22 protein-coding genes are annotated in these 21,470 nt (G+C 67.1%); 6 read left to right on the forward strand and 16 right to left on the reverse strand.

Annotated features, from left to right (window positions below; all coding sequences use genetic code 11):
* Positions 1–10: 10 nt before the first annotated feature.
* From AC3WLF_RS22300 to AC3WLF_RS22310, 3 genes are all read right to left on the reverse strand, one after another.
* Entirely contained in the window at positions 11–1,612 is a 1,602-nt protein-coding gene (locus AC3WLF_RS22300; RefSeq protein WP_492319516.1) for a DHA2 family efflux MFS transporter permease subunit, read from the reverse strand.
* A complete protein-coding gene (locus tag AC3WLF_RS22305; RefSeq protein WP_492319515.1) occupies positions 1,612–2,718 on the reverse strand; it encodes an HlyD family secretion protein in 1,107 nt (368 codons plus the stop codon). The genes AC3WLF_RS22300 and AC3WLF_RS22305 overlap by 1 nt, the downstream gene beginning before the upstream one ends.
* 74 nt (positions 2,719–2,792) lie before the next feature.
* Complete coding sequence (locus AC3WLF_RS22310; protein ID WP_492319514.1) at positions 2,793–3,281, reverse strand: winged helix-turn-helix transcriptional regulator; 489 nt, start codon at positions 3,279–3,281, stop codon at positions 2,793–2,795.
* 122 nt (positions 3,282–3,403) lie between these two features.
* Here AC3WLF_RS22310 and AC3WLF_RS22315 point away from each other — a divergent pair, with 122 nt between their 5' ends.
* Positions 3,404–4,882, forward strand: a complete 1,479-nt coding sequence (locus AC3WLF_RS22315) for an efflux transporter outer membrane subunit (protein WP_492358862.1) — start codon at positions 3,404–3,406, stop codon at positions 4,880–4,882.
* Positions 4,883–4,898: 16 nt separating this feature from the next.
* On the opposite strand, the gene AC3WLF_RS22320 is transcribed toward AC3WLF_RS22315, so the two are convergent.
* From AC3WLF_RS22320 to AC3WLF_RS22330, 3 genes are all read right to left on the reverse strand, one after another.
* The gene (locus AC3WLF_RS22320) at positions 4,899–6,203 is read right to left on the reverse strand and encodes a sensor histidine kinase (protein WP_492358863.1); all 1,305 of its coding nucleotides are present in this window, start codon (positions 6,201–6,203) and stop codon (positions 4,899–4,901) included.
* Positions 6,200–6,943: a response regulator gene (locus AC3WLF_RS22325; protein WP_492319511.1), complete on the reverse strand. Its 744-nt coding sequence runs from the start codon at positions 6,941–6,943 to the stop codon at positions 6,200–6,202. The genes AC3WLF_RS22320 and AC3WLF_RS22325 overlap by 4 nt, the downstream gene beginning before the upstream one ends.
* 147 nt (positions 6,944–7,090) lie before the next feature.
* A complete protein-coding gene (locus AC3WLF_RS22330; protein WP_492358864.1) occupies positions 7,091–7,801 on the reverse strand; it encodes an SDR family NAD(P)-dependent oxidoreductase in 711 nt (236 codons plus the stop codon).
* Positions 7,802–8,090: 289 nt separating this feature from the next.
* Here AC3WLF_RS22330 and AC3WLF_RS22335 point away from each other — a divergent pair, with 289 nt between their 5' ends.
* Complete coding sequence (locus tag AC3WLF_RS22335; RefSeq protein ID WP_492319509.1) at positions 8,091–9,002, forward strand: LysR family transcriptional regulator; 912 nt, start codon at positions 8,091–8,093, stop codon at positions 9,000–9,002.
* Between the two features lie 15 nt (positions 9,003–9,017).
* Here AC3WLF_RS22335 and AC3WLF_RS22340 read toward each other — a convergent pair whose 3' ends face one another.
* Positions 9,018–9,482 carry a RidA family protein gene (locus AC3WLF_RS22340; RefSeq protein WP_492319508.1) on the reverse strand — a complete coding sequence of 155 codons (465 nt, stop codon included), beginning with the start codon at positions 9,480–9,482 and terminating at the stop codon, positions 9,018–9,020.
* A 149-nt stretch (positions 9,483–9,631) separates the two neighbouring features.
* Positions 9,632–10,582, reverse strand: coding sequence for a GlxA family transcriptional regulator (locus tag AC3WLF_RS22345; protein ID WP_492319507.1), 951 nt, complete (start codon positions 10,580–10,582; stop codon positions 9,632–9,634).
* A gap of 142 nt (positions 10,583–10,724) precedes the next feature.
* Between AC3WLF_RS22345 and AC3WLF_RS22350 the strand changes: the two genes are divergently transcribed.
* Positions 10,725–11,528 (forward strand): SDR family NAD(P)-dependent oxidoreductase, encoded by an 804-nt coding sequence (locus tag AC3WLF_RS22350; protein WP_492355986.1) that lies wholly within the window; start codon positions 10,725–10,727, stop codon positions 11,526–11,528.
* 53 nt (positions 11,529–11,581) lie between these two features.
* Here AC3WLF_RS22350 and AC3WLF_RS22355 read toward each other — a convergent pair whose 3' ends face one another.
* The 8 genes from AC3WLF_RS22355 to AC3WLF_RS22390 form a co-directional block, all read right to left on the reverse strand.
* Positions 11,582–12,616, reverse strand: a complete 1,035-nt coding sequence (locus tag AC3WLF_RS22355; protein ID WP_492319505.1) for a LacI family DNA-binding transcriptional regulator — start codon at positions 12,614–12,616, stop codon at positions 11,582–11,584.
* A 92-nt stretch (positions 12,617–12,708) separates the two neighbouring features.
* Positions 12,709–13,692: a tripartite tricarboxylate transporter substrate binding protein gene (locus tag AC3WLF_RS22360; protein ID WP_492319504.1), complete on the reverse strand. Its 984-nt coding sequence runs from the start codon at positions 13,690–13,692 to the stop codon at positions 12,709–12,711.
* 16 nt (positions 13,693–13,708) lie between these two features.
* A complete protein-coding gene (locus AC3WLF_RS22365) occupies positions 13,709–14,812 on the reverse strand; it encodes a porin (protein WP_492351361.1) in 1,104 nt (367 codons plus the stop codon).
* 85 nt (positions 14,813–14,897) lie between these two features.
* Positions 14,898–15,239, reverse strand: a complete 342-nt coding sequence (locus AC3WLF_RS22370; protein WP_492319502.1) for a cupin domain-containing protein — start codon at positions 15,237–15,239, stop codon at positions 14,898–14,900.
* Positions 15,236–16,213 (reverse strand): quinone oxidoreductase family protein, encoded by a 978-nt coding sequence (locus AC3WLF_RS22375; protein WP_492319501.1) that lies wholly within the window; start codon positions 16,211–16,213, stop codon positions 15,236–15,238. The genes AC3WLF_RS22370 and AC3WLF_RS22375 overlap by 4 nt, the downstream gene beginning before the upstream one ends.
* Before the next feature lie 41 nt (positions 16,214–16,254).
* Positions 16,255–17,139 carry a beta-keto acid cleavage family enzyme gene (locus tag AC3WLF_RS22380; RefSeq protein WP_492319500.1) on the reverse strand — a complete coding sequence of 295 codons (885 nt, stop codon included), beginning with the start codon at positions 17,137–17,139 and terminating at the stop codon, positions 16,255–16,257.
* Between the two features lie 51 nt (positions 17,140–17,190).
* Positions 17,191–17,940: an SDR family NAD(P)-dependent oxidoreductase gene (locus AC3WLF_RS22385; RefSeq protein WP_492319499.1), complete on the reverse strand. Its 750-nt coding sequence runs from the start codon at positions 17,938–17,940 to the stop codon at positions 17,191–17,193.
* Between the two features lie 40 nt (positions 17,941–17,980).
* Positions 17,981–18,916 carry a dioxygenase family protein gene (locus AC3WLF_RS22390; RefSeq protein WP_492319498.1) on the reverse strand — a complete coding sequence of 312 codons (936 nt, stop codon included), beginning with the start codon at positions 18,914–18,916 and terminating at the stop codon, positions 17,981–17,983.
* Positions 18,917–19,330: 414 nt separating this feature from the next.
* Here AC3WLF_RS22390 and AC3WLF_RS22395 point away from each other — a divergent pair, with 414 nt between their 5' ends.
* The 3 genes from AC3WLF_RS22395 to AC3WLF_RS22405 all read left to right on the forward strand — a co-directional run bounded on the left by AC3WLF_RS22395 (position 19,331) and on the right by AC3WLF_RS22405 (position 21,338).
* Positions 19,331–19,642: a hydroxyquinol 1,2-dioxygenase gene (locus tag AC3WLF_RS22395; RefSeq protein WP_492319497.1), complete on the forward strand. Its 312-nt coding sequence runs from the start codon at positions 19,331–19,333 to the stop codon at positions 19,640–19,642.
* A gap of 33 nt (positions 19,643–19,675) precedes the next feature.
* Complete coding sequence (locus AC3WLF_RS22400) at positions 19,676–20,095, forward strand: organic hydroperoxide resistance protein (protein WP_492358865.1); 420 nt, start codon at positions 19,676–19,678, stop codon at positions 20,093–20,095.
* A 187-nt stretch (positions 20,096–20,282) separates the two neighbouring features.
* A complete protein-coding gene (locus AC3WLF_RS22405; protein WP_492319490.1) occupies positions 20,283–21,338 on the forward strand; it encodes a LacI family DNA-binding transcriptional regulator in 1,056 nt (351 codons plus the stop codon).
* Positions 21,339–21,470: the final 132 nt, after the last annotated feature.

Raw genomic sequence — 21,470 nt, forward strand, 5'->3', positions numbered from 1 at the left:
CGTTCCTTCATCAATGCGCGTCTGCCGACGGACCCTTCGGCGCTCCAACCTTGCGCATCAGCGGCACCATGGCGGTGGCGATCGCGAAGCAGACCAGGATCAGCAGGAAGATGTCGCCAAAGGTCTGGGTCTGCGCCTCGCGCCAGGCCAGCCCCCACAATTGCCTGAGGGCCGCGGTCTGCGCATCGAGGGCATCGTGCCCGGCCGCGACGAACTGGTCGCTGATCCCTTGCAACAGGTTGCCCATGGCTTCATTGCGGATGTTCAGGTGCTCTGCCTCGCGCAGGAAGTGCATGTTGCCGCGGTTGTTGAGCGCGGTCGCGCAGGCGGCGATGCCGATGGCTCCGCCCAGGTTGCGCATCAGGTTGAACAGCCCGGACGCAAGCTTGAGCCGCTCCGGCGGCAGGCTGCCCAGGGTCAGCGTCACCGTGGGCGCCACCGCGAACTGCTGGGCCATGCCGCGCAGCGCCTGCGGCAGCAGCAGTTGCGCCGCGCCCCAGTCGTGCGTGATGGGGGCGAAGTACCACATCGACACCGCGAACAGCCCCAGGCCGATCATCATCAGCCAGCGCAGGTCGACCCGGTTGGCCAGGAAGGCATAGAGCGGGATCGACGCCATCTGGAACACGCCCGTGGAAAACACCGCCAGCCCGATATCCAGCGCGCTGAAGCCGCGCACGCGCCCCAGGAACAGCGGCGTCAGGTAGATGGTGGCAAAGATGCCGATGCCGGTGACAAAGGAGAAGAAGCAGCCAAGCGCGAAGTTGCGGTCCTTGAGCGCGCGCAGGTCCACCAGCGGGTTGGCATAGGTCAGCGTGCGCCAGATGAACGCCACGCCCGACAAGCCGGAGATCCAGGCGGTGGCCAGGATCACGTCGTCGCCGAACCAGTCCCAGCGCGGCCCTTCCTCCAGCGTGTATTCGAGGCAACCCAGGAACAGCGCCATCAGCACCATGCCCAGGTAATCGGCACCGCGCACCAGCGACCAGTTGGGCCGGTCGACCTTGACCAGCAGCGGCACGGCGATGGTGACGAAGATGCCCGGCACCAGGTTGATGAAGAACAGCCAGTGCCAGGAATAGTGATCGGTGATCCAGCCGCCGATGGTGGGCCCCAGCGTCGGCGCCAGCGAGGCCAGCCCGCCCACCGTGGCGGCGGCGATGACGCGCTGGGGGCCGACGAAGAAGGCAAAGGCCGTGGTGAACACCATCGGGATCATCGAGCCGCCCAGGAAACCCTGCAGCGCCCGGAACACGATCATGCTGTTGATGTCCCACGCCACCCCGCACAGCAGGCTGGCCACCGTGAAGCCCGCCGCGGAGGCGGCGAATAGCCAGCGCGTCGACATCACGCGCGACAGCCAGCCGGACAAGGGAATGACGATGATCTCGGCGATCAGGTAGCTGGTCTGCACCCAGACGGTTTCATCGGCGCCGGCCGAGAGCGCGCCGCCGATATCGCGCAACGAGGCGGATACGATCTGGATATCCAGTAAGGCGATGAACATGCCCACGCACATCGTGCTGAAGGCGAACACCTTGGCGGCGGTGGACATCTCGTCCGGCATCGCCGCCACGGCGGACGCAGCGGTGGTCTGGGTGGCCGTGGTCATCACTGCACCTGCTTGCCTGGCTGCGTGTTGACCTGGGCGATCACCGACAGGCCCGGGCGCAGGACGCCAAGCCGGGCGTCCTGCTCGTCCAGGCGGATCCGCACCGGCACGCGCTGGACGATCTTGGTGAAGTTGCCGGTGGCATTCTCCGGCGGCAGCACGCTGAACTGCGCACCGGTGGCGGGCGCCAGGCTGGCAACGTGGCCATGGAAGACCCGCCCCGGCAGCACATCGGCTTCAATTTCGACCGGCATGCCGGGGCGCATGTGCGCCAGTTGCCCTTCCTTGAAGTTCGCGTCCACCCACAGCCCGCTGGCCGGCACGATGGACAGCAACTGACTGCCGGCACCGGCAAAGGCGCCGACGCGGGCGCGCCGGTTGCCCACGGTGCCGTCCACGGGCGCGCGCAGTTCCGTATAGCCAAGGTTCAGCTTGGCGATGTCGCGCTCGGCAATCGCCTGCGCCAATGACGCCTGCGCCTGCTGCTTCTGCGTGCCGATCACGTCCAGCTGGCGCTGCGCGGCCAGCAGCGAGGCACGCGCCTTCTCGCCATTGGCCTGGGCCTGCTTGTAGTCCGAGTCAGCCTTCTGCGAGCTCTGGATGGAGACAGCCGCCTTCGCCACCAGGCTGGCGTAGCGCACCTGGTCGTCGCGCGCCCGTACGGTGTCTGCAATAGTAGCCGAGATGCCAGCCCTGGCCTGGGCGATGACCGCCTCCTGCAGGCGCGCGGTGGCATCCAGGTTTGCCAGCAGTGCCTGTTGCGCGGCCACGGCGCCTTCCGCCTTGGCCAGTGCGGCGCGGTAGTCGCGGTCGTCGATACGCACCAGCACGTCGCCCGCGTGGACCGTCTGGTTGTCCGTCACCGTGACTTCCGCGATGTAGCCACCGACCTTGGCGCCGATCACCGTGACATCGCCGCCGACATAGGCGTCATCGGTACTCTGCAGGTGGCGAGCCGTTGTCCACCAGTGGTAGCCGTAGCCGATCGCGGCCAGTCCGGCGACAACCAGCGCGCCGGTCGCCAGCAGCCGCCTGGGGCTGGCCTTGGATTTCGAAGCGGGAACGGGTTCGGTACCCGCCCGATCAGTCAGCGTATTACTGCTCATGGCACTTCCTTTCTGCTTTCAAGGCTTACCCCGCCTGCGAGGCGGAATAGGTGGAGGGTTCGGGAGAGTTCGGGTCAGGCCTCGGCCGAGCGGTTCAGCCGTCGCCGCAGGCCGTCGGTAGCCGCCGGGCCGGGAGCGATGTGGAAATCGGGGTCGGTGACAGGGCGGCCGCTGGCGGCATCGACCAGTACCGGCTCGACACGCTCGCCGGTAAGCCGGTTGGCCAGCTGCACGCTTTCGCCTTCGGGCGCGAGATGCTTGTTGCCCCAGGCCAGCATGGCCAGCAAGACCGGGCGGAAGTCGTTGCCGCGCTCGGTCAGGACGTACTCCGAGCGCGGCGGGCGGTCGCAGTACGGGCGCCGCACCAGCATGCCCTCCTCCACCAGCGAGTTCAGGCGGCGGGTCAGCATGTTGGGCGCGATGCCCAGGTTGTGCTGGAACTCGTCAAAGCGCGTCACACCGTAGAACGCTTCGCGCAGGATCAGGACGCTCCAGCTGTCGGCGACGCGGGCCAGCGTGCGAGCGACGGGGCACGGGGTTTTAGCAAGCGGCTTTCTCTGCATGACGGGCTTCCTCCGAAAATGGGGTTGCTATCAATTTGAAAGTTAGTCTAGAGTAGTAACTATCATCATGCAAGTTAGTTTTTGGCTTGTGCTTTATCCGTCGCTGTTGAAAGGTGTCCGTCATGCCCCAAAGTCGATTCCATCCCCCGCTCCGACGCACCCGCGCCGGTATCGCACGCCTCCTGCCCACCCTGCTTGCGGCCAGCGCCGCGGCCACCCTGGTGGCCTGCGCGGTCGGCCCCGAGTACCAAACGCCGGCCTCGGACATGCCCGCGGCCTATCCGCACGCAGCGGCGCTGGACGCCCGCGAGGCCACGCAGCCGGCGCCGTCACTGGACAGCTGGTGGCTGGCCTTTGACGATCCCGCGCTGACGCGCGTCATCCAGCGCGCGCTGGAGCAGAACCTCGACCTGGCGGCGGCCATTGCGCGGGTCGACCAGGCGCGCGCCGCGGCCAGCCACGCCGGCGCCGAACTGCTGCCGCAGGCATCGTTGTCCGGCAGCGTGGCCAGGCGGCGCCAGTCGCTGGAAGGACCCTTGGGCAGCCTCGGCAAGAACGCGCCGGGCTTTGACCGCAACAAGACGGTGTACAGCGCAGGCGTGGGGGCAAGCTGGGAGATCGACGTGGCCGGCGGCCTGCGGCGCGGTGCCGAGGCCGCCAGCGCGGAGGCCCAGGCCGCGGAAGCCGAGCACATGGGCGTGCGCGTGCTGGTGGCCGCCGAAGCGGCAGATGCCTATTTCCGCGTGCGCGGCGCGCAGCAGCGCATCGCCATCGCGCAACAGCAGGTGCGGACCAATGCCAAGCTGCTCGAGCTGGTTCAGCTGCGCCTGGCTGATGGCATCGGCGCGGAGCGGGAACGGGCCCAGGCGGAAGCACAGCTGGCACAGACCCGCGTGACCATCCCGCCGCTGCAGATCGAGCTGGAGACACAACTGAACCGCCTCGATGTACTGATGGGCGCGCATCCAGGCACCTATGCCGCCGAACTCCTGACGCCGACCGAACGCACCGCCGTGCCGCAGATCGCCGTGGCGCAAGGTCCGGCCAACCTGCTGCAACGCCGCCCGGACGTGATTGCCGCGGAGCGCCGGCTGGCGGCATCCAGTGCCCGCATCGGCGTGGCCACTGCCGAGTACTACCCGAAGCTGTCGCTGTCAGCGCTGCTCGGCTTCGAGAGCCTCTCCGCCGGCAAGCTGTTCACCGGGTCCGCCTTCCAGCCCGCCGCGATCGCGGGACTGCGCTGGCGGCTGTTCGACTTCGGCCGGGTGGACGCCGAAGTGGCGCAGGCCAAGGGCGCCAACGCCGAAGCCCTGGCCACCTATCGCAAGGCCATGCTGCGCGCCACCGAGGACGTGGAGAACGCGATCATTACGCTGACCCAGCTGGAGTTGCAGGGCAAGGAGCTGACCGTGGAAGTGGCTGCCCACGCGCGCTCGCGCGGCGCCGCCGAGGACGCCTACAAGGGCGGCGCGGTCAGCCTGTTCGAAGTGCTGGAGGAAGACCGCCTGCTGCTGGCCGCGCGCGACCAGCAGGCACGTGTGGGCGCCGACAATGCGCGCGCGGCAGTGGCAACGTTCCGTGCGCTGGGGGGCGGCTGGTAATGTGGCGGGCGGCGGCTCAACCCACCCTGAGCCGCGCCTCCAGGCCGCCGCCCTCGCGATTGCGCAGCGTCAGCGAGCCGCCGATCGCCAGCGCAAGCTGGTGGGCAATCGCCAGGCCCAGGCCGGTGCCGCCGGTCTCCCGGTTGCGCGATGCCTCGAGCCGGACAAACGGCTGCAGCACAGACTCGAGCTGCTCTGCCGGGATGCCGGGCCCGCGGTCGAGCACGCTGATGATCACCGCGCCGCCTTCCTCACGCTGCACGCTCAGCTCCGCCGCGCCGCCGAACTTGAGCGCGTTGTCGGTCAGGTTGGTCAGGATGCGGCGCAAGGCGTGCGGGCGGGTCTCGAGGGTGCCGACGGCACGCTGCAGGATGGTGACGGCCTTGCCGGTGTCCTGGTAGTCGTAGACCAGGCTCTCGACGAACGACCCGATGTCGATCCGCGACGGCGTCTCGCCATCGCCATGCGTGGCGCGCGCGTAGGCCAGCCCCTCCTTCACCAGCGTCTCGATCTCGTTGAGGTCGTCCACCAGCTTGCGCTTGTCTTCAGAGTCTTCGGTCATTTCGGCGCGCAGCTTCATCCGCGTGATCGGCGTCTGCAGGTCGTGCGAGATCGCGGCCAGGATCTGCACGCGCTCTTCGACAAAGCGGCCAATGCGCTCGCGCATGGCATTGAATGCGCGCGCGGCGCGTACCAGTTCGGTGGGCCCGGTCTCGCCCAGCGGCTGGGTCCTGGCATTCGGGTCGAGCGCGTCGGCGGCATTGGCCAGCGCCACCAGCGGGCGGATCGCCAGGCGCACGGCGAGCCAGCAGCACAGCACCAGCAGCAGCAACTGGATCAGCAGCACATAAGGCAGCCATTGCGCCACCGGGGTCGGTTTCGGATGCACGTCGATGGTCAGCGGGCTGCCATCGCTGAGGGTCAGGTGGGCCTGCATGCGCTTGCCCTGGCCGGGGATGGACTCGACCCTGACCGGGAAGCGGCCGCCGCTCGCTTCCATGATCCGGTCGGCAACTTCCGTGGCCTGCGCCGACATCTCCGGCACGCCTGGCAGGCCCGGCCCCAGGATGTACTGGTAATTGCCGCGGTTCACGTGTCGCAGCCACTGCGGGCGCTCCGCCGCGGGCAGGCGGTCCAGGATCGCGATCGAGGTGGAGACGTCGGTCTCCAGGGTGCCGAGCATGACCTGGCGCGCGGTGATGTAGCGCTCGGCAAACAGTACGCCGAACGACAGGCCATGGGCGACGATAAGCCCGGCCAGCAGGATCAGGAACAGCCGCGAGCCCATCGTACGGGGCCAGGGCAAGGCACGGAGATTCACTGCCGTGCCTCCCGGATCTCAACGGGCGTCGAGAAGACATAGCCCTCGCTGCGCACGGTCTTGATGTAGCGGGGCTCGCGCGCATCGTCCCTGAGGTGCTGGCGCAAGCGGCTGACCAGCAGGTCGATCGAGCGTTCGAACATTTCCGCTTCGCGGCCCTGCGTCAGGCTGAGCAGCTGGTCGCGGTTAAGCACGCGCTGCGGATGGTCGACAAAGACGCGCAGCAGCCGGTATTCCGCGCCGCTCAGCGCAACGATGACGCCATCCTGGTCGATCAGGTGGCGCGCCGTGGTGTCCAGCTGCCAGTCGCCAAATGCAAGCAGCTGCCCGGCCTCGGTGATCTGCAGGTTGGGCGGCAGCATCCGGGTGCGCCGCAGCACCGCCTTGATGCGGGCAAGCAGCTCGCGTGCGGCGAAAGGCTTGGCAAGATAGTCGTCTGCGCCCATTTCCAGGCCGACGATGCGGTCGGTCTCGTCGCTGCGCGCGGTCAGCATCAGTACCGGGGTGGCCTTGTGCTTGCCCACCCGCAGTTCTCGGCACAGCACCAGGCCATCGTCGCCCGGCATCATCACATCGAGCACGATCAGGTCGACGCTGTTGACGTCCAGGAACGAGCGCATATGCCGCCCGTCTGGCACCACGGTAACGCGCAAGCCGTTCTTGGTGAGGTAGGTTGAGACCAGTTCGCGAATTTCGCGGTCGTCATCGACGATCAGGATGTGGTCGGTGTGTGCGTCCATCGGCGTCACCTTGGCAGATTGATTGAAAACCGCCAGGCGCGGCGCCGGGCACCGAAAGATTAACGCAATACGGCGCGACGGGTATTCCCCCATCGCGCCGTCGGGAACCACCCGCGGTGCGCCGGCGCGCGCCGCGGGGGTGTCCGCTCAATGCCCTGCGCTCTGGCCGCCGTCTACATGCAGGATCTCGCCGGTGACGAACGGCGCGTTGTCGAGATACAGGACAGCATCGACGATATCGCGCATCTCGCCCATATGACCCAGCGGGTGCAGGGCGCCCAGCCCCGCATGGGTTTCGGGCGGATGCATCGGCGACTTGATGATGCCGGGCGAGACAGCATTCGCGCGGATGCCGGTCCTGGCGTACTCGATGGCCAGCGACTTGGTCGCGGCGTTCAGGCCCCCCTTGGTCAGCGAGGCCAGCACCGACGGCACCCCGCTGATCGCATGGTCGACCAGGCTGGTGGTGATGCTGACCACGTGGCCGCTGCGGTGCTTCTCCATTTCGGCGATGGCCAGCTGCGTGATATGGAAGAAGCCCGTCAGGTTGATGCCGGTGGCGGCCGCGTAGTCCTCGTCGGTATAGCTGGTGAACGGCTTGGCGATGAAGATGCCGGCGTTGTTGACCAGGGTGTCGATGCGCCCGAACCTTGCCACGGCTTCGGCGATGACGCGGCGCGCCGTGGACGGATCGGCGATATCGCCGGCGACTGCCAGGATCTCCTGGTCGTCCGACGGCTTGATGGTGCGCGCCGTGGCGACAACGCGATGGCCACGTTCCCGGAACGCCTTGACCAGTTCAGCGCCAATGCCTTGCGATGCGCCCGTGATGACAACGACTTTCTGTGCTGCGCTCATTTTCTTGAACCTCGATGTAGATGGAATCGGCTTGCTTGCCGATCGGGCCGGCGGCTCCGATGGGTTCCAATCTAGGCATTTCCCCTTCGCATTCGAAGACCCTGGCGGCACAAACAGTCTTGCGCCGCAAGCACAAATAGAGCGGGACGAATCCTCCGGCGCGCCTGGCGCGCGCAGCCTCGCGGTCACTTCGGCGCTGGCCACGGCCCGGACATCGACTTCTGCCGGTGGCGCACATATGATGGATACATCGCTTGATCCGGTGCGGCCTGCGGTCGCAAGCAAAGCAATGAAACGGCAATTCGATGACCTTCAGCTTGGCAGCATCGAGCTGTTCTGCCTGGCCGCGGAACTGGGCAGCTTCACCGCGGCGGCAGTGGCCGCGGGCGTGACGCCGCCCGCAGTCAGCCGCACTGTGCAAAGGCTGGAAGAGCGCCTGGGGGTGCGGCTGTTCGTGCGGACCACGCGGCAGATCCGCCTGACCGACGAAGGCCGGGTGTATTTCGAGCAGAGCCGCGGCGCACTGGCGCAGCTGGTGGACGCGGAGCGGCAGATCAGCGGCCAGCAGGCTGCCCCCGCGGGGCGCCTGCGGATCAGCCTGCCGACCCCTTACGCGCACTATCGCGTGCTGCCGGTGCTGCCGGCATTCCGCGAGCGCTACCCGGAAGTCGAGATCGACGTGCACATCAGCAACCGCAACGTGGACTTCGCCGATGACACCTATGACCTGTCGGTGCGCGGGCGTGCGCCGGACGACTCGAACCTGATCGCGCGCAAGCTGGAAGACGCTGAGCTGGTGGTGGTGGCAACGCCTGGCTATCTGCGGCGTGCCGGCACGCCGCAGTCATTGGAAGACCTGCTCAGGCATGAGTGCATCCAGTTCGAGCGCCCGAGCAGCGGCCGGCGGATCCCATGGACGTTCCAGGTCAACGGCGAGGACACGGATGTCGTGACCACCGGCTCGTATGCGGCGTCAGAAGACATCCTGGGCGGGGCCACGCTGGTGCGCGCCGGCGCGGGCCTGTTCCAGACTTACCGCTTCGTGGTGGAACAGGACCTGCGCGACGGCACACTGGTGGAGGTGCTGAAGGACTATGGCGGCAGTACACGCCCCTTTGTGCTGCTATACCCGTCCGCGCGCCACGTCTCGCGCCGGGTACGGGCCTTCGTCGACTTCCTGGTCGAGAAATTCTCGGCGTAACGGCTCACGCTGCGCTTATGCAGACCGGATCTGGGCGATGACCACAAGGATCACGGCCGCATTCGCCGGCTGCTGGAAGTGCGAGGAAATGGTTCGCGCGTGGCCGGCCTTCTCTGCCAGCACCTCGCCAAACAGGTCGGAGGCCCCATCGAGGACCGCCGGCTGCCCGTACCAGCCGGGCGCGCTGGAAATGTGCCCGTCGACGCGGACGATGTGGTCCAGGCGCTCGAAGCCACCCAGATAGGCATCGATCTGCGCCAGCACGTTGAGCGCCGCCAGCTCGGCGGCACGCTTGCCCTGCCCGACATCCAGGTCCTTGCCGACCTGGCCTTGCCAGACCACCTTGCCATCCTGCAAGGGCAACTGCCCGGAGATGAACAGCAGGTCGCCGGCCTGGCTGACCGCGGTATAGCTGCCGAGGGGCTGCGGGGGCTGCGGCAGCACCAGGCCGCGCGCTGCGAGTCGTTCTTGCACAGACATGCTGGCTCCAATCAGGTGGGGGTCATGCGACCAACTCTATGTGCGCGCCGGCCTGGGATAAAGGCATGGCGCGGAACAGGAATTGGTACCTGGGGTAACAAGTCGGATGTCCGGCCAGCTTGCATGCCTCTGTACCGCCACGGCCGCCCCTACGCAGTCTGCAATTCGTCGCCGCGCGCCATGCGCCGGATCGCCTGCGGCGGTTGGCCGAAGGCCCGCAGGAAGGCACGCCGCATGCGCTCGCGATCGCCGAAGCCGGTATCCCGCGCCACCACATCGATGGCATGGCGGCCGCTTTCCATCATCAGCCTGGCCGCCTCCACGCGCAGGTGCTCCACTGCCTTGGCGGGGGTCTGCCCGGTCTCGTCACGGAATGCGCGCGCGAACTGCCGCGGGCTCAGGTGCGCCGCATCCGCCAGTTGTTCTACCGAGAGTTCCTGTTGCAGGTTCTGCCGCGCGAAATCCAGCGCGGCACGAATGCGGTCCGAGCGCGGTTCCAGGTCCAGCAGTGCCGAGAACTGTGACTGCCCGCCGGCGCGCCGGTGATACACGACCAGCAACTTCGCCACATCGCGCGCAACCGCAGCGCCCGCGTCCTTCTCCACCAGCGCCAGCGCCAGGTCGATGCAGGCCGACATCCCGGCCGAGGTCCAGACCGGGCCATCGATGATGAAGATGCGGTCCTCTTCCACGCCGACGTTCGGGAAGCGCCGCCGCAACTGCTCCGCGTAATACCAGTGCGTGGTGGCGCGGCGGCCATCCAGCACCCCGGCCTCCGCCAGGTTGAAGGCACCGGTGCAGGTGGCACCGATGCGCCGCGACGTCCGCGCCGCTCGTTGCAGGAACTTCACCAGCGCGGGCGGCGTGGGCAGCACGTCGTTGTCTCCCACCACCAGCACGGTATCGAAGCGGCGCTTGCCAAACGGCTCGGTATTGACGGAAAAGCCACCGGAGCTCAACACGGGTCCGCCATGCTCGGACAACAGGTGGACCTTGTACAGCGGCTCTCCAAGCGAGCGGTTGGCGAACTCCAGCACCGTCGAGACAGCGAGGTTCAGTGCCTGGAAGCCGGGATAGAGGGCAAGGGCCACGTGATGCATCTCGGACTCCTCATGGCAGAAAAGGTGGCATCTATGACATTGGCGTCATGGCCATTGTGCTCCTAATCTTGGTTTCACGCAGCCGGCCGGTCCAGGCCGACCGCTACGGACATCCTCTTCCCACTGAATCTGGAGCTTTGACATGACCACGCACAACCATTCCGGCACCGCCCTCATCACCGGTGCTTCGTCCGGCATCGGCGCCATCTATGCGGAGCGCCTGGCGCGCAGGGGCCACGACCTGATCCTGGTGGCGCGCAACCGCGCGCGGCTGGAAGCACTGGCCCGCCGGATTACCGACGATACCGGCCGCTCGGTCGAGATCGTGACCGCTGACCTTGGCCAGGCCGCCGAAGTGCGACGCATCGAAGAGATCCTGCGCACCGATGCGAGCATCACCACGCTGGTCAACAACGCCGGCTTCGGCGGCGCTGCACCGCTGCTGGATTCGGATGTCGACACCATGCAGGCAATGATCGAGCTCAACGTCACGGCCCTGACCCGGCTCACCTACGCCGCCGCCCCGGCCTTCGTCGCGCGCGGCCAGGGCACGATCATCAATATCGCCTCGATCGTGGCGGTCGCGCCCGAGGTCCTGAACGGTGTCTACGGCGGCTCCAAGGCGTATGTGCTGGCCTTTACCCAGTCGCTGCAGCATGAGCTTGCCGGCAAGGGCGTGCGCATCCAGGCCGTGCTGCCGGGGGCCACCCGCACCGAGTTCTGGGACACCGCCGGCCAGCCGGTCGAGAACCTGCCGCAATCGATGGTCATGAGCGGCGACGACCTGGTCGACGCGGCCCTGGCAGGGCTGGACCAGGGCGAGGTGATTACCGTGCCGTCGTTGCCCGAGGTGGCCCACTGGCACACGTTCGAGGCAGCACGCGCCGCGCTCGGCCCCAATCTTTCGCGTGACCAGCCCGCTGCCCGGTACGGCGTTGCCCGGTAACTGCGTGCGCCGACGGCGCCCGCGCCTGACACCCCACATCGCCGCGATTCACTCTATTCCATTGCGCGCGGCGCAGCCGTGGAACCCCGCACGATCAGCTGCGGCGTCAGTTGCACGGTGACGGCATCGGAAGCTGGCATGTCGATCTTCCTGAGCAGGAGCCGCGCTGCTTCCTCGCCCATTTCATGGACGGCGATGCGCACGGTGGTCAGCGGCGGCGTCAGGGCGTCGGCGAAAGGCATGTCGTTGTGGCCCACCACCGAGACGTCATCGGGGCAACGCATGCCGTGCTCGCGCAGGTAGTCGTAGCAGCCCATCGCCACCAGGTCATTGCCGGCGGCAATGGCGGTCACCTGCGGGAAGGCCGCGAAGAGCTGCTCGCATGCGAGCCGGCCGGCCTCGCGCGAATAGCTGGCGGCTTCCATGACTTGCCATTCCCCGCGGCGCAGGCGGTGGCGCTTGACCGCCTGAAGGAAGCCCTCGCGACGCAGGAAGCCGGTCGACAGCGTGGCGGGTCCGGCAATATGCCCGATGCGGCGGTGGCCCAGGCCGACCAGGTGGTCGACCGTCTGCCGCATGGCCAGCAGGTTGTCGCTCACCACGCAGGACACCCGGCCCGTGTCGTCGCCCCGGTTGACCGTGACCACGGGGATATGCTGCTTGAGGCAGTAGGCGAGTATCGGATCGTCCCGTTCCGCGGTGGCAAGCACCAGTCCTTCGACTTGCCGGCCGATCATCTGGTCGATGACAAAGCGCTGCCGGCTTTTGTCGGTACCGGCATTGACCACGATCGGCACGTAGCCCTGCTGCGCCAGCACCGATTCGATTCCGGCCAGGATAGGCGGAAACACCGGGTTGGAAATATCGGGCAGTACCACGCCCACCAGTCCCGAACGCTGGGTGCGCAGCCCCGCCGCGATGCGGTTGGGGCGGAAGCCGCGCGCCTCGGCAACCTCCAGGATGCGGGCCGCCACGTCCTCAGCCACCAGGTGCCGCGTGGCCGGGTTCATCACTCGCGAGATGGTCGAGTAATGCACGTCGATCTCGGCAGCCAGGTCTTTCAGGGTGAGGCGCTTGCGCTCGGGCATGACGGCAGTTGGCGGGGCGGCAGCCCGGGGAGGGTTGGAAACCACCATTCTAAGCCAGCCCCGCGCCGTCGCCGCACGCCCGCGGGCTGCCGCTACTGCCCCGCTTGCACGCCGGATTGCCTGACCACCGGCGCCAGCTTGCCGATCTCCGCCTGGATATAGGCAGCAAACTCCTGCGGCGACGAGCGCTTTGGCTCCGCGCCCTGGGCGGCCAGGCGCTCGCGCACGTCCGGTGCGGCCAATGCCTTGCCGATCTCGGCATTGAGCGCATCGACGATTTCCTTGGGGGTGCCGGCGGGCGCCAGCACGCCGAACCAGGAGTCGAACGCGTAGCCGGGGAAGCCGGACTCCGCCACCGTGGGAATCTCCGGCAGCGCGCTGACGCGCCTGGCCGTGGTGACCGCCAGCGCCCGCAGCTTGCCTTGCCTGACGAACGGCATGGCCGATACGCTGGGCGCGAACATCATGTCGCCCCGGCCAGCCATGACGTCGGTCAGCGCTTCGCCCGTGCCCTTGTACGGGATATGGACGATGTCGATGCCGGCCTGCATCTTGAACATCTCGCCGCTCAGGTGGGTTGAGCTGCCGGAACCCGCCGAGTCGAAGTTCAGCGCGCCTGGCGTCGCCTTGGCGGCGTTGACGACGTCCCGCACCGACTTGTACTTGCTGGCGGCATTGACCACCAGCACATTGGGGACCGTGGCCACCAGCGAGACCGGCGCGAAGTCCTTCACCGTGTCATACGAGAGCTTGGGATACAGCGTGGCGTTGATGGCGTGCCCGACCGAAACCAGGATCAGCGTGTAGCCGTCCGGCGCCGCCTTGGCCACGCCGGTGGCGCCCAGGGTGCCGCCGGCGCCGGGGCGGTTGTCGACAATCACCTGGTAGCTGCCGCCCTCGCCCATCTTGCTGCCGATGATGCGCGCCAGGATGTCGGTGGCGCTGCCCGCCGAGAACGGCACCACCAGCCGGATCGGCTTGCCGGGATATTGCGGCTGCGCGTGGGCGGCGGGTGCGGCCGCCAGCATGAGCGATGACGCCAGCGCCAGCACCGTGCCTTGGATGGATCGGATCATTCTGTGTCTCCTCACATCAGAAGAAGTGCCGCATGCCAAGCGCGACCGTCTGCGGGTCAGCACCCGCGCTCACGCCCAGTTCATTGATGGCAAAGTCGTAGATCGCATTGCGCTTGTTGTTGATGCGGCTGTAGTACGCATACAGCGCAGTGCGCTTGGACAGCGGATAGTCGTAGCCGACCGTGACCTGCGTGGCGCCCGTTTCCGCGCCGCTGCGGAAGAAGCCCACGGTCTCGGTCGCATTGCCCGCGCCATTGCTGGCAAGGCCAAAGCCGACGCGCACGCTGCCCGGCCCGAGCTTCTGCACCAGCGAGGCGTAGTACCCGTTGCGGGTCAGGTCGCCGGTCGCGGTGCGGTAGTGGAGCCGTTCATAGAGCAGCGCCACCGTGGTGGTGGGGAACTTGTACGAGACGCCCGCCTTCATCGCATCGTCGTTGCGGCCGGCGGTCTGGTAGTGCTGGTGGACTTCATAGGCCAGCACCACATTGAGCGGGCCGTTGTCGTAGGCGGCCGAGAACGAATACAAGCCGGGATTGCGCGGTATGGTGGTCTTCTCCTCGTTCACGCCCCACGCCGCGGCCCCGCTGAAGCCGGCGAACGACGGCGACTTGTAGACGATGATGTTCTTCTGCCGGCGGTCGAACGAGCTGGTGTCCTGGACGTTGTCGGAGCTGGAGGTGGAGCCGTTGCCGATCAGCGCCATATAGCCGGCGGTGGTCGGATAGTACGGATCGTAGGCGGTGGTCGATTCGGTGTACGGGGTCTGCCAATGCCCCAGGAACAGCGTGCCGGCATCGCCCTGCAACCCCACCCGCGTATTGCGCCCGGCCACCTGGCCCTGGCCGGTATCGAGCGAAAAATTGCTTTCGATCTGCCAGATGGCTTTCAGGCTGCCGCCCAGGCCTTCTTCGCCGCGCATGCCGAAGACCGAGCGGTTGTTGGTCAGGCGCCCCACGCCGCCAAGGCGGGTGCCGTCGGTCGCGGTGTTGGCATAGGAATACTCCAGTGCCGTATTGATGCGCCCGTACAGCGTCACGGCTGACTGCGCGCAGGCCTCGCCGCCACAGGCTGCGGCCATGGCCAGCATGAGCAGATGGCTGCGCTTTCCGATGGATTTCATTTGTCTCCCCTGGTTTGTCGTGGTTGTTGTGGCCGGGCCGTCTGCCCGATTTTTTTGCAATCGTTTGCAGTCCGGCCCGAGAAAATCAGCGCTTGGGATACGGCATCGCCAGCAGCAGCATCGCCGGCCGATTGCCCGGGTTCGACACCTGCCGCGCTTCGCCCGGCGCCAGGCGCACGGAATCGAACTGGCCCAGCGTCACGCGCTCGTCGGGCGTGGCGATGCAGACTTCGCCTTCCAGCACGACGTAGTGCTTTTCCACGGGCGAGGCATCCATCGACGTATGGCCGCCCGGCAGCAGCACCGAGACCCCCATCCACAAGGCTTCGGACGGTCCCGCTTCATGCCCTTGCAGGCGCAGGCAATGCATGCCTTCGTGGTTGGCCGGGAAATAGGCCGGCGCCTGTGCGAACCGGGTCGTGTTCATGGCTTCAGCACCACGCGTTCGGTCGCGCCCTGCAGGACCGCCCGGTAGGCCTCCTTGGCATCGGAGAGCGCATAGGTGTAGTCGGAAAGGACCGGGAACGGCCGCAGCGCACCCGAGGCAAACATCGGTGCGAGCTGGTCAAGGATGCCCGCGCACGCGTTGCTGTCCAGCGCAAGGGTGTCGACGCCCACATAGGTGTGCTGGCCACGATAGAAGGCGAAGATGTCGAACGGCACCGGCTTCTCGATGGTCGAGATGAAGATCTGCGCCGCGCCAATCGCCATGGCCTGGTTGGCCTGTTCGAAGTAGGGGCTTCCCACTGTGTTGTAGACGATGTCCGCACCGTGCCCGTCGGTCTCTTCGCGCACCACCGCGGCAATGGATTCGCTGCTGGCATCGATCATGCGCACGTCGCCGCTGGCATGGCCACGATACGCCTCCGCGGTGCGCTCCACGGCAAAGACGCGCGCGCCGAGCGCAGTGGCGATCTGGATCGTTGCCTGCCCCACCTTGCCATTGCCGCCACACACCAGCACGGTGCTGCCAGCCTGCGGCATGCCCGCGCGGCGCAGCCCTTCATAGGCGGTAATGAACGGCACACCCACGGCGCCGGCTTCCAGCAGCGACACCGACGCCGGCTTGGCGCGCACGGCGCTGGCCTGGATGCGCAGGTACTTGCCATGCGTGCCGTCGCGGCGGATGCCGAGTTCGCCGCCGCTGCCCCAGACCTGCTGGCCCAGCAGTTCGGAGGGACCGTCGACCACCAGGCCTGCATAGTCGCGGCCTGGCGTGCGCGGCCAGACCGCATGCGGCATCAGGCCGAGCGTTGCCTTCACGTCGCTCGGGTTCACGCCGGCGCTGGCCACTTCGATGATGACCTGACCCGCCGCCGCTTCCGGGCGCGGCACGCCGAGCAGCTCGAGCTGCAGGGCATCGATATTGGCGGCTTTCTCGCTGACTCGAATGGTGTTCATGGTGCTTCCTTCCTCAAATATTTCGTTCGGTATGGCCGGGATCAGGCCTCGCGCAGGCCAAGCGTGCGCCGGGCCTCGGCCGCCGAGGCAACCTCGCCGCCAAGCGACCTGACGATGTCGCGCGCCTTGGCGACCAGCGCGGCGTTGCTCGGCGCCAGCACGCCCTTCTCCAGATAGATGTTGTCTTCCATGCCGACGCGCACGTGTCCGCCTGCGAGCCATGCCTGGGCCACGATCGGGAACTCCGCGCGGCCGATGCCGAAGGCCGACCAGTGGGCGCCGGCGGGCAGCATGTTGCGCGCGTAGAAGATGGTTTCCGGCGTGGGCGCAAAGCCGTACTTCACGCCAAGCACCAGGGTCCACAGGCCGGGGCCGTCCAGCACACCCTCACGGATGAAGTCGAGCGCCATGTTGAGGTCGCCGGAATCGAAGATCTCCAGCTCGGGCATGACGCCGGCCGCGCGGATCACGCCGGCCATCTTGCGTACGTTGGTGGGCGTGTTGATGACCACGTCGCCACCGGAGTTCATGGTGTTCAGGTCGAGCGAGCAGACGTCCGGGCGCAGCGCCGCGATGTGTTCGACGCGCTTCGCGGGATGCAGCAGCGTGGTGCCCGGCGCCGCCACGCGCGGCTCGTCCTCGCTCGGCACGAAGCGGCCGCCGGGTCCGGTGGTGAGGTTGATGATCAGCGAGCGGTTGCGCTTGCGGATGCGGTCGATGACATCGGCGTAGTAGTCGAGCGACATCGACGGCCGTCCGGTTTCGGGGTCGCGCACGTGGATGTGGGCGGCAGCTGCGCCGGCCTCGGCGGCTTCCAGCGCGGCGTCGGCAATCTGGGCCGGCGTCACCGGCAAGCCGGGGTGCTGCTCCGGGGTGACGATATTGCCGGTCACCGCGCAGGTGATGATGGTCTTGCGTGCGTGCATGAGCGAAGGTCAGTGGTGGAAATGTGGTTGGGTGGACATGCGGGGCCTGGCCTATCCGAGCTGGCGGCCGCCGTCCACGACGATGGTGGTGCCGGTGGCAAAGCGCAGTGAGGTCGCGCAGGCCGCGATGGCATCGGCCACGTCCTGTGCCTGGCCAACACGTTTTAGCGGCGTCGACCTGGCGGCGCGCTCGTTGAAACCGCTGTCGCGTCCCGGCACGAAAGCGGTATCGACCACGCCTGGTGAAACGTTCAGCACGCGGATTTGCGGCGCCAGCGCGCGCCCGAGCGACATCGCCATGACATCGAGCCCGGCCTTGGCAGCGCAGTACGCAACGTTGCTGCCCTGCCCCGTACGGCCGGCGATGGACCCGACATTGACCACCAGCCCGTCGCCATTGGCGCGCAGGTGCGGCGCGAACGCACGGATCGCGGCAAACTGCCCGCGCCAGTTGACGGCAAACAGTTCATCGATCAGCGCATCGTCCAGCGCGTCCAGGTCGGCGTGCGGGATCGCCCGCGTAAAGCCTGCGGTGTTCACCAGGATATCGACGCGGCCGTAGTGATGGATGACCTCGTCGGCCAGCGCGCGCAGCGAGGCGCTGTCGGCAACCTCGGCCACGGCGGCAAGATGGTTGCCGGCCGGCAAGGCCGCCGCGGCACTGGCCGCCTTGTCGGCGTCGCGCCCGGTCAGCACCACGCTCGCGCCAAGGCGCGCCAGCGTTTCACCGGCGGCAAAGCCGATCGCACCGGTGCCGCCGAGGATCACGGCCACCTTGCCGGAAAGAGAATTAGCACTCATGGTTCTTTTGGGAATGGGTCAGGGTAAGTCGATCGGGTCGTCAGTCGATCGGCGGCTTCGGGAAGGTCTGCTCGCCGGGCTCCAGCGTGAAATCGAACGCCAGCGTGTAGAACGGTGCCGGCAAATCGCCCCACGGGCTGCGGCCATGGTGGTGTAGCCGGAGATCGCCAACCAGTTGCCGTTGCACGCCGAACGTGACATCGGATTCCAGCTTTTCCGGCGTGTCGGCAAACACCTGGGTCACGAGCGTGCGGTAGCCCGGCGCCGCAACGATGAAATGGATATGCGCCGGCCGGTACGGATGGCGCTGCTGTGCGGCCAGCAACGTGCCTACCGGGCCGTGGGTCGGCACCGGATACCCTGCAGGCCGTACCGTGCGGAAGTGATAGCCGCCGCTTTCATCGGTATGGAAGCAGCCGCGCAGGTTGCGGTCGGGTTGCGTCGGATCCTGGTTGTCATACAGTCCCACCGGCGACGCCTGCCAGATCTCGACCAGCGCGCCTGGCAGCGGCGTGCCATCGGTCGCCCGCACGGTGCCGCTGACCAGCAGCGGCAAGCCAGGCGCATCGTCCTGCACCACGCAGTCACCGCAGTCATAGCGCGGCGCGTTGGCGCGATAGAACGGGCCGAGCAGCGCGCCGGGCGTGCGCCCGTCCCTGGTGCTGTTGTTCATGGCTGTCACCAGCGTCGACAGCCCCAGCACGTCGGCAGCCAGGACAACCTCGTTGTGCTTGGCATTGGTCGCATGGCCGAGACTGGCGATATACCCCAGGGCAAGCTCGAATTCCTCGTCGGACAGCCGCACCTCGGACAGGAAGCCGTGGAGGTGCCGCACCAGGGAATCCATGATGAAGCGCAAGCGGGGATTCGTCGTATTGGCCATGGCCGCCTGGACCACGCCTGTCACCGAGTGTTCATCCTCGATCAGCGCCAGGCGCTCGCCTTGTGGCGCCTGCCGCTCGCTGGAAGTTTTCATGTCTGATCTCCTTTGCAAACGTTTGCATTATCGACGGTTCGGACGGATGGTCAAGGCGGAAATTCGTCACCATCGCGACCTGCAACGGCTGCCGTGCTACCAGAATCACAATCAAAACAAGGGAGTACGGGCGATTCTCGGGAGAAACCCTAGGTGCAGGCAGAGGCGTCGAATGTGGCGCATAGGCCTGTCCCAGTTCTTTGCCGATGCGGCTCCCCAACCCGTTCGCGCATGGATTTGTACCCGTCTGTATCACGCTGCCACAACGATACGTGTTCCGACAGACACACCCCTCACGCGCTACGGGGCAGATACATCGATCGCCTTAAATGCATTCCGTGGCCCGGCGGCGAACATCAACCAAGCCAGTCCCTGCCGCGCAATACCGAACCCAAACCTTTAAGGAAGACGATCATGACTACCCACAACATCGCCAAGCGTTTTGTCTTCGCCATCGCCCTGGTTGCCGCCGCTGCCGGCGCGCAGGCCGCCGCACCGTCCCAAGCGGGCGCGCGGGACCCGTTCACCGACGGTGCCCGCTCCGTGCAGGAGGCACGCAGCCCATACAGCGATGGCGCGCGCGCAGTCGACCCGTTCACGGACGGTGCGCGCAACGTGGATCCGTACTACGACGGCGCGCGCACCCTGTCCGGCCTGGACCGCACCGGCGTTTCGGCGGACCCGGCGCGCAGTGTCGATCCCTATCTTGACGGCGCCTACGCCTGAGCCCCGACTTTCTGAATAAACAAGGAACGCATCATGACCCGTATCGAAAAAGTGCTGTACACCGGCAAAGTCCACATCACTGCAGGCGGACGCGACGGCGAAGCCCACAGCGACGACGGCCGGCTGAAGCTTCAACTGTCCTCGCCGGGCACCAAAGGCCCGGGCACGAACCCGGAGCAATTGCTCGCCGCGGGATGGTCGGCGTGCTTTATCGGCGCGATCGGCCTGGCCGCCGGCAAGATGAAAGTGAAGCTGCCGGCCGAGCTCTCGGTCGACGCCGAGGTTGACCTGGGCACGGCTGGCGAGGCCTATCTGCTGCAGGCCCGGCTCAATGTCCACATCCCCGGCATTGACCGTGAAGTGGCCCAGGCGCTGGTGGATACCGCGCACCGGACCTGCCCGTACTCGAAGGCCCTGCACGGCAACATCCACGTCGAAACCAGGCTGGCCTGACGGACACCGTGACCTGCCCGAGGCAATCGGGCAGGTCATTTTCCAGAGCCAAGGCGGACCCTCTGTCCGCCGCAGTCGCGTTCCATGGAACGTTCTGACGTTTGGACGCGTAAAAACCCGGATGCTGGCACATCCCGACACGCCCGAGGCATAATCGTGAAACTGGTTTCACCGAGACCCGAATCCTATGCCGCGCCCAGTTACCCGACCTGTGTCCGACCAGAAACCTGCAGAGAAGCTCACCATCCAGGACGTTGCCGACTATGCGGGCGTCTCCAAGGCAACCGTATCGCGCTACCTGAACCGGGGCGGCGAGCAGTTGTCCGCGGACGTGGAGGCGCGCGTCGCCGCGGCCATCCGCGCGCTCGGCTACAGCCCCAGCCCGATGGCGCAGGGGCTCAAGCGCGGCAAGTCGCGCCTGATCGGGCTGGTGGTCGCGGATGTCTCCAATTCGTTCTCGGTGGCCGTGCTGCGCGGCGTCGAGAAGGCCTGCCGCGACGCCGGCTATATGGTGATGCTGTTCAACCTCGGCAATGACGAGCAACTTGAGCGCGAAGCCATCCGCTCGCTGTCCGCCTACCGGGTCGAAGGCTTTATCCTGCACACGCTGGGCCACGATGCCGGCGCCCTGGCCGATGCGGCGCAGTTGGGCAAGCCAGTGGTACTGGTCGACCGCAAGGTCGGCGATGCCGAAGTCGACCTGGTGGCCCTGGACAACCAGACCGCCGTCCAGGAAGCCGCCGGCCACCTGGTCGAAGCCGGCTATCGGCGCCTGCTGTTCATCAGCGAGCCGATCAAGGCCATCAGCTCGCGCAACGAGCGCGCGCGCGCGTTCCAGGCCTTTGTCGCCGAACACGCGGACACGGTTGGCGGGACCGTTTTTGAAGCCCAGCGGGGTGACGACGAGGCCCTCGATGAAGCGCTGCGCGCCCTGCGCCGTGGCGCCGGACAGGCACCCGTTGCGGTGCTGGCGGCCAACGCAGTGATCTCGCTGCGCGTGGCCGCATCGGCCGCCAGACTGGGTTGGCAGCTTGGCACCGACCTGGGCCTGATCGGCTTCGATGATCCGGAATGGGCGGCATTGGTCGGCCCCGGCCTCAGCGCCATTTCCCAGCCCACCGACGATATCGGGCGCGTCGCCACCAACTGCCTGATCGAGCGCCTGCAAGGCGCGCAACTGCCGCCGCGCCGGGTGCTGTTGCCCGGCACCTTGGTCACGCGCGGATCCACGCGCCGCGCCTGATTGCAGAGCCCTTCCCCACCGGCGTCCGCCGTGCCCGCCTGATCCACGCCTGCACCCGCCTGGCACGTCCAGCAGGTGCCTGACGTGCCTGTTTCCGCATCCGCCAAACGCATTTTTCGCCCGTAAGGGTTT

Source organism: Cupriavidus sp. FW306-01-F10A, assembly GCF_058782785.1.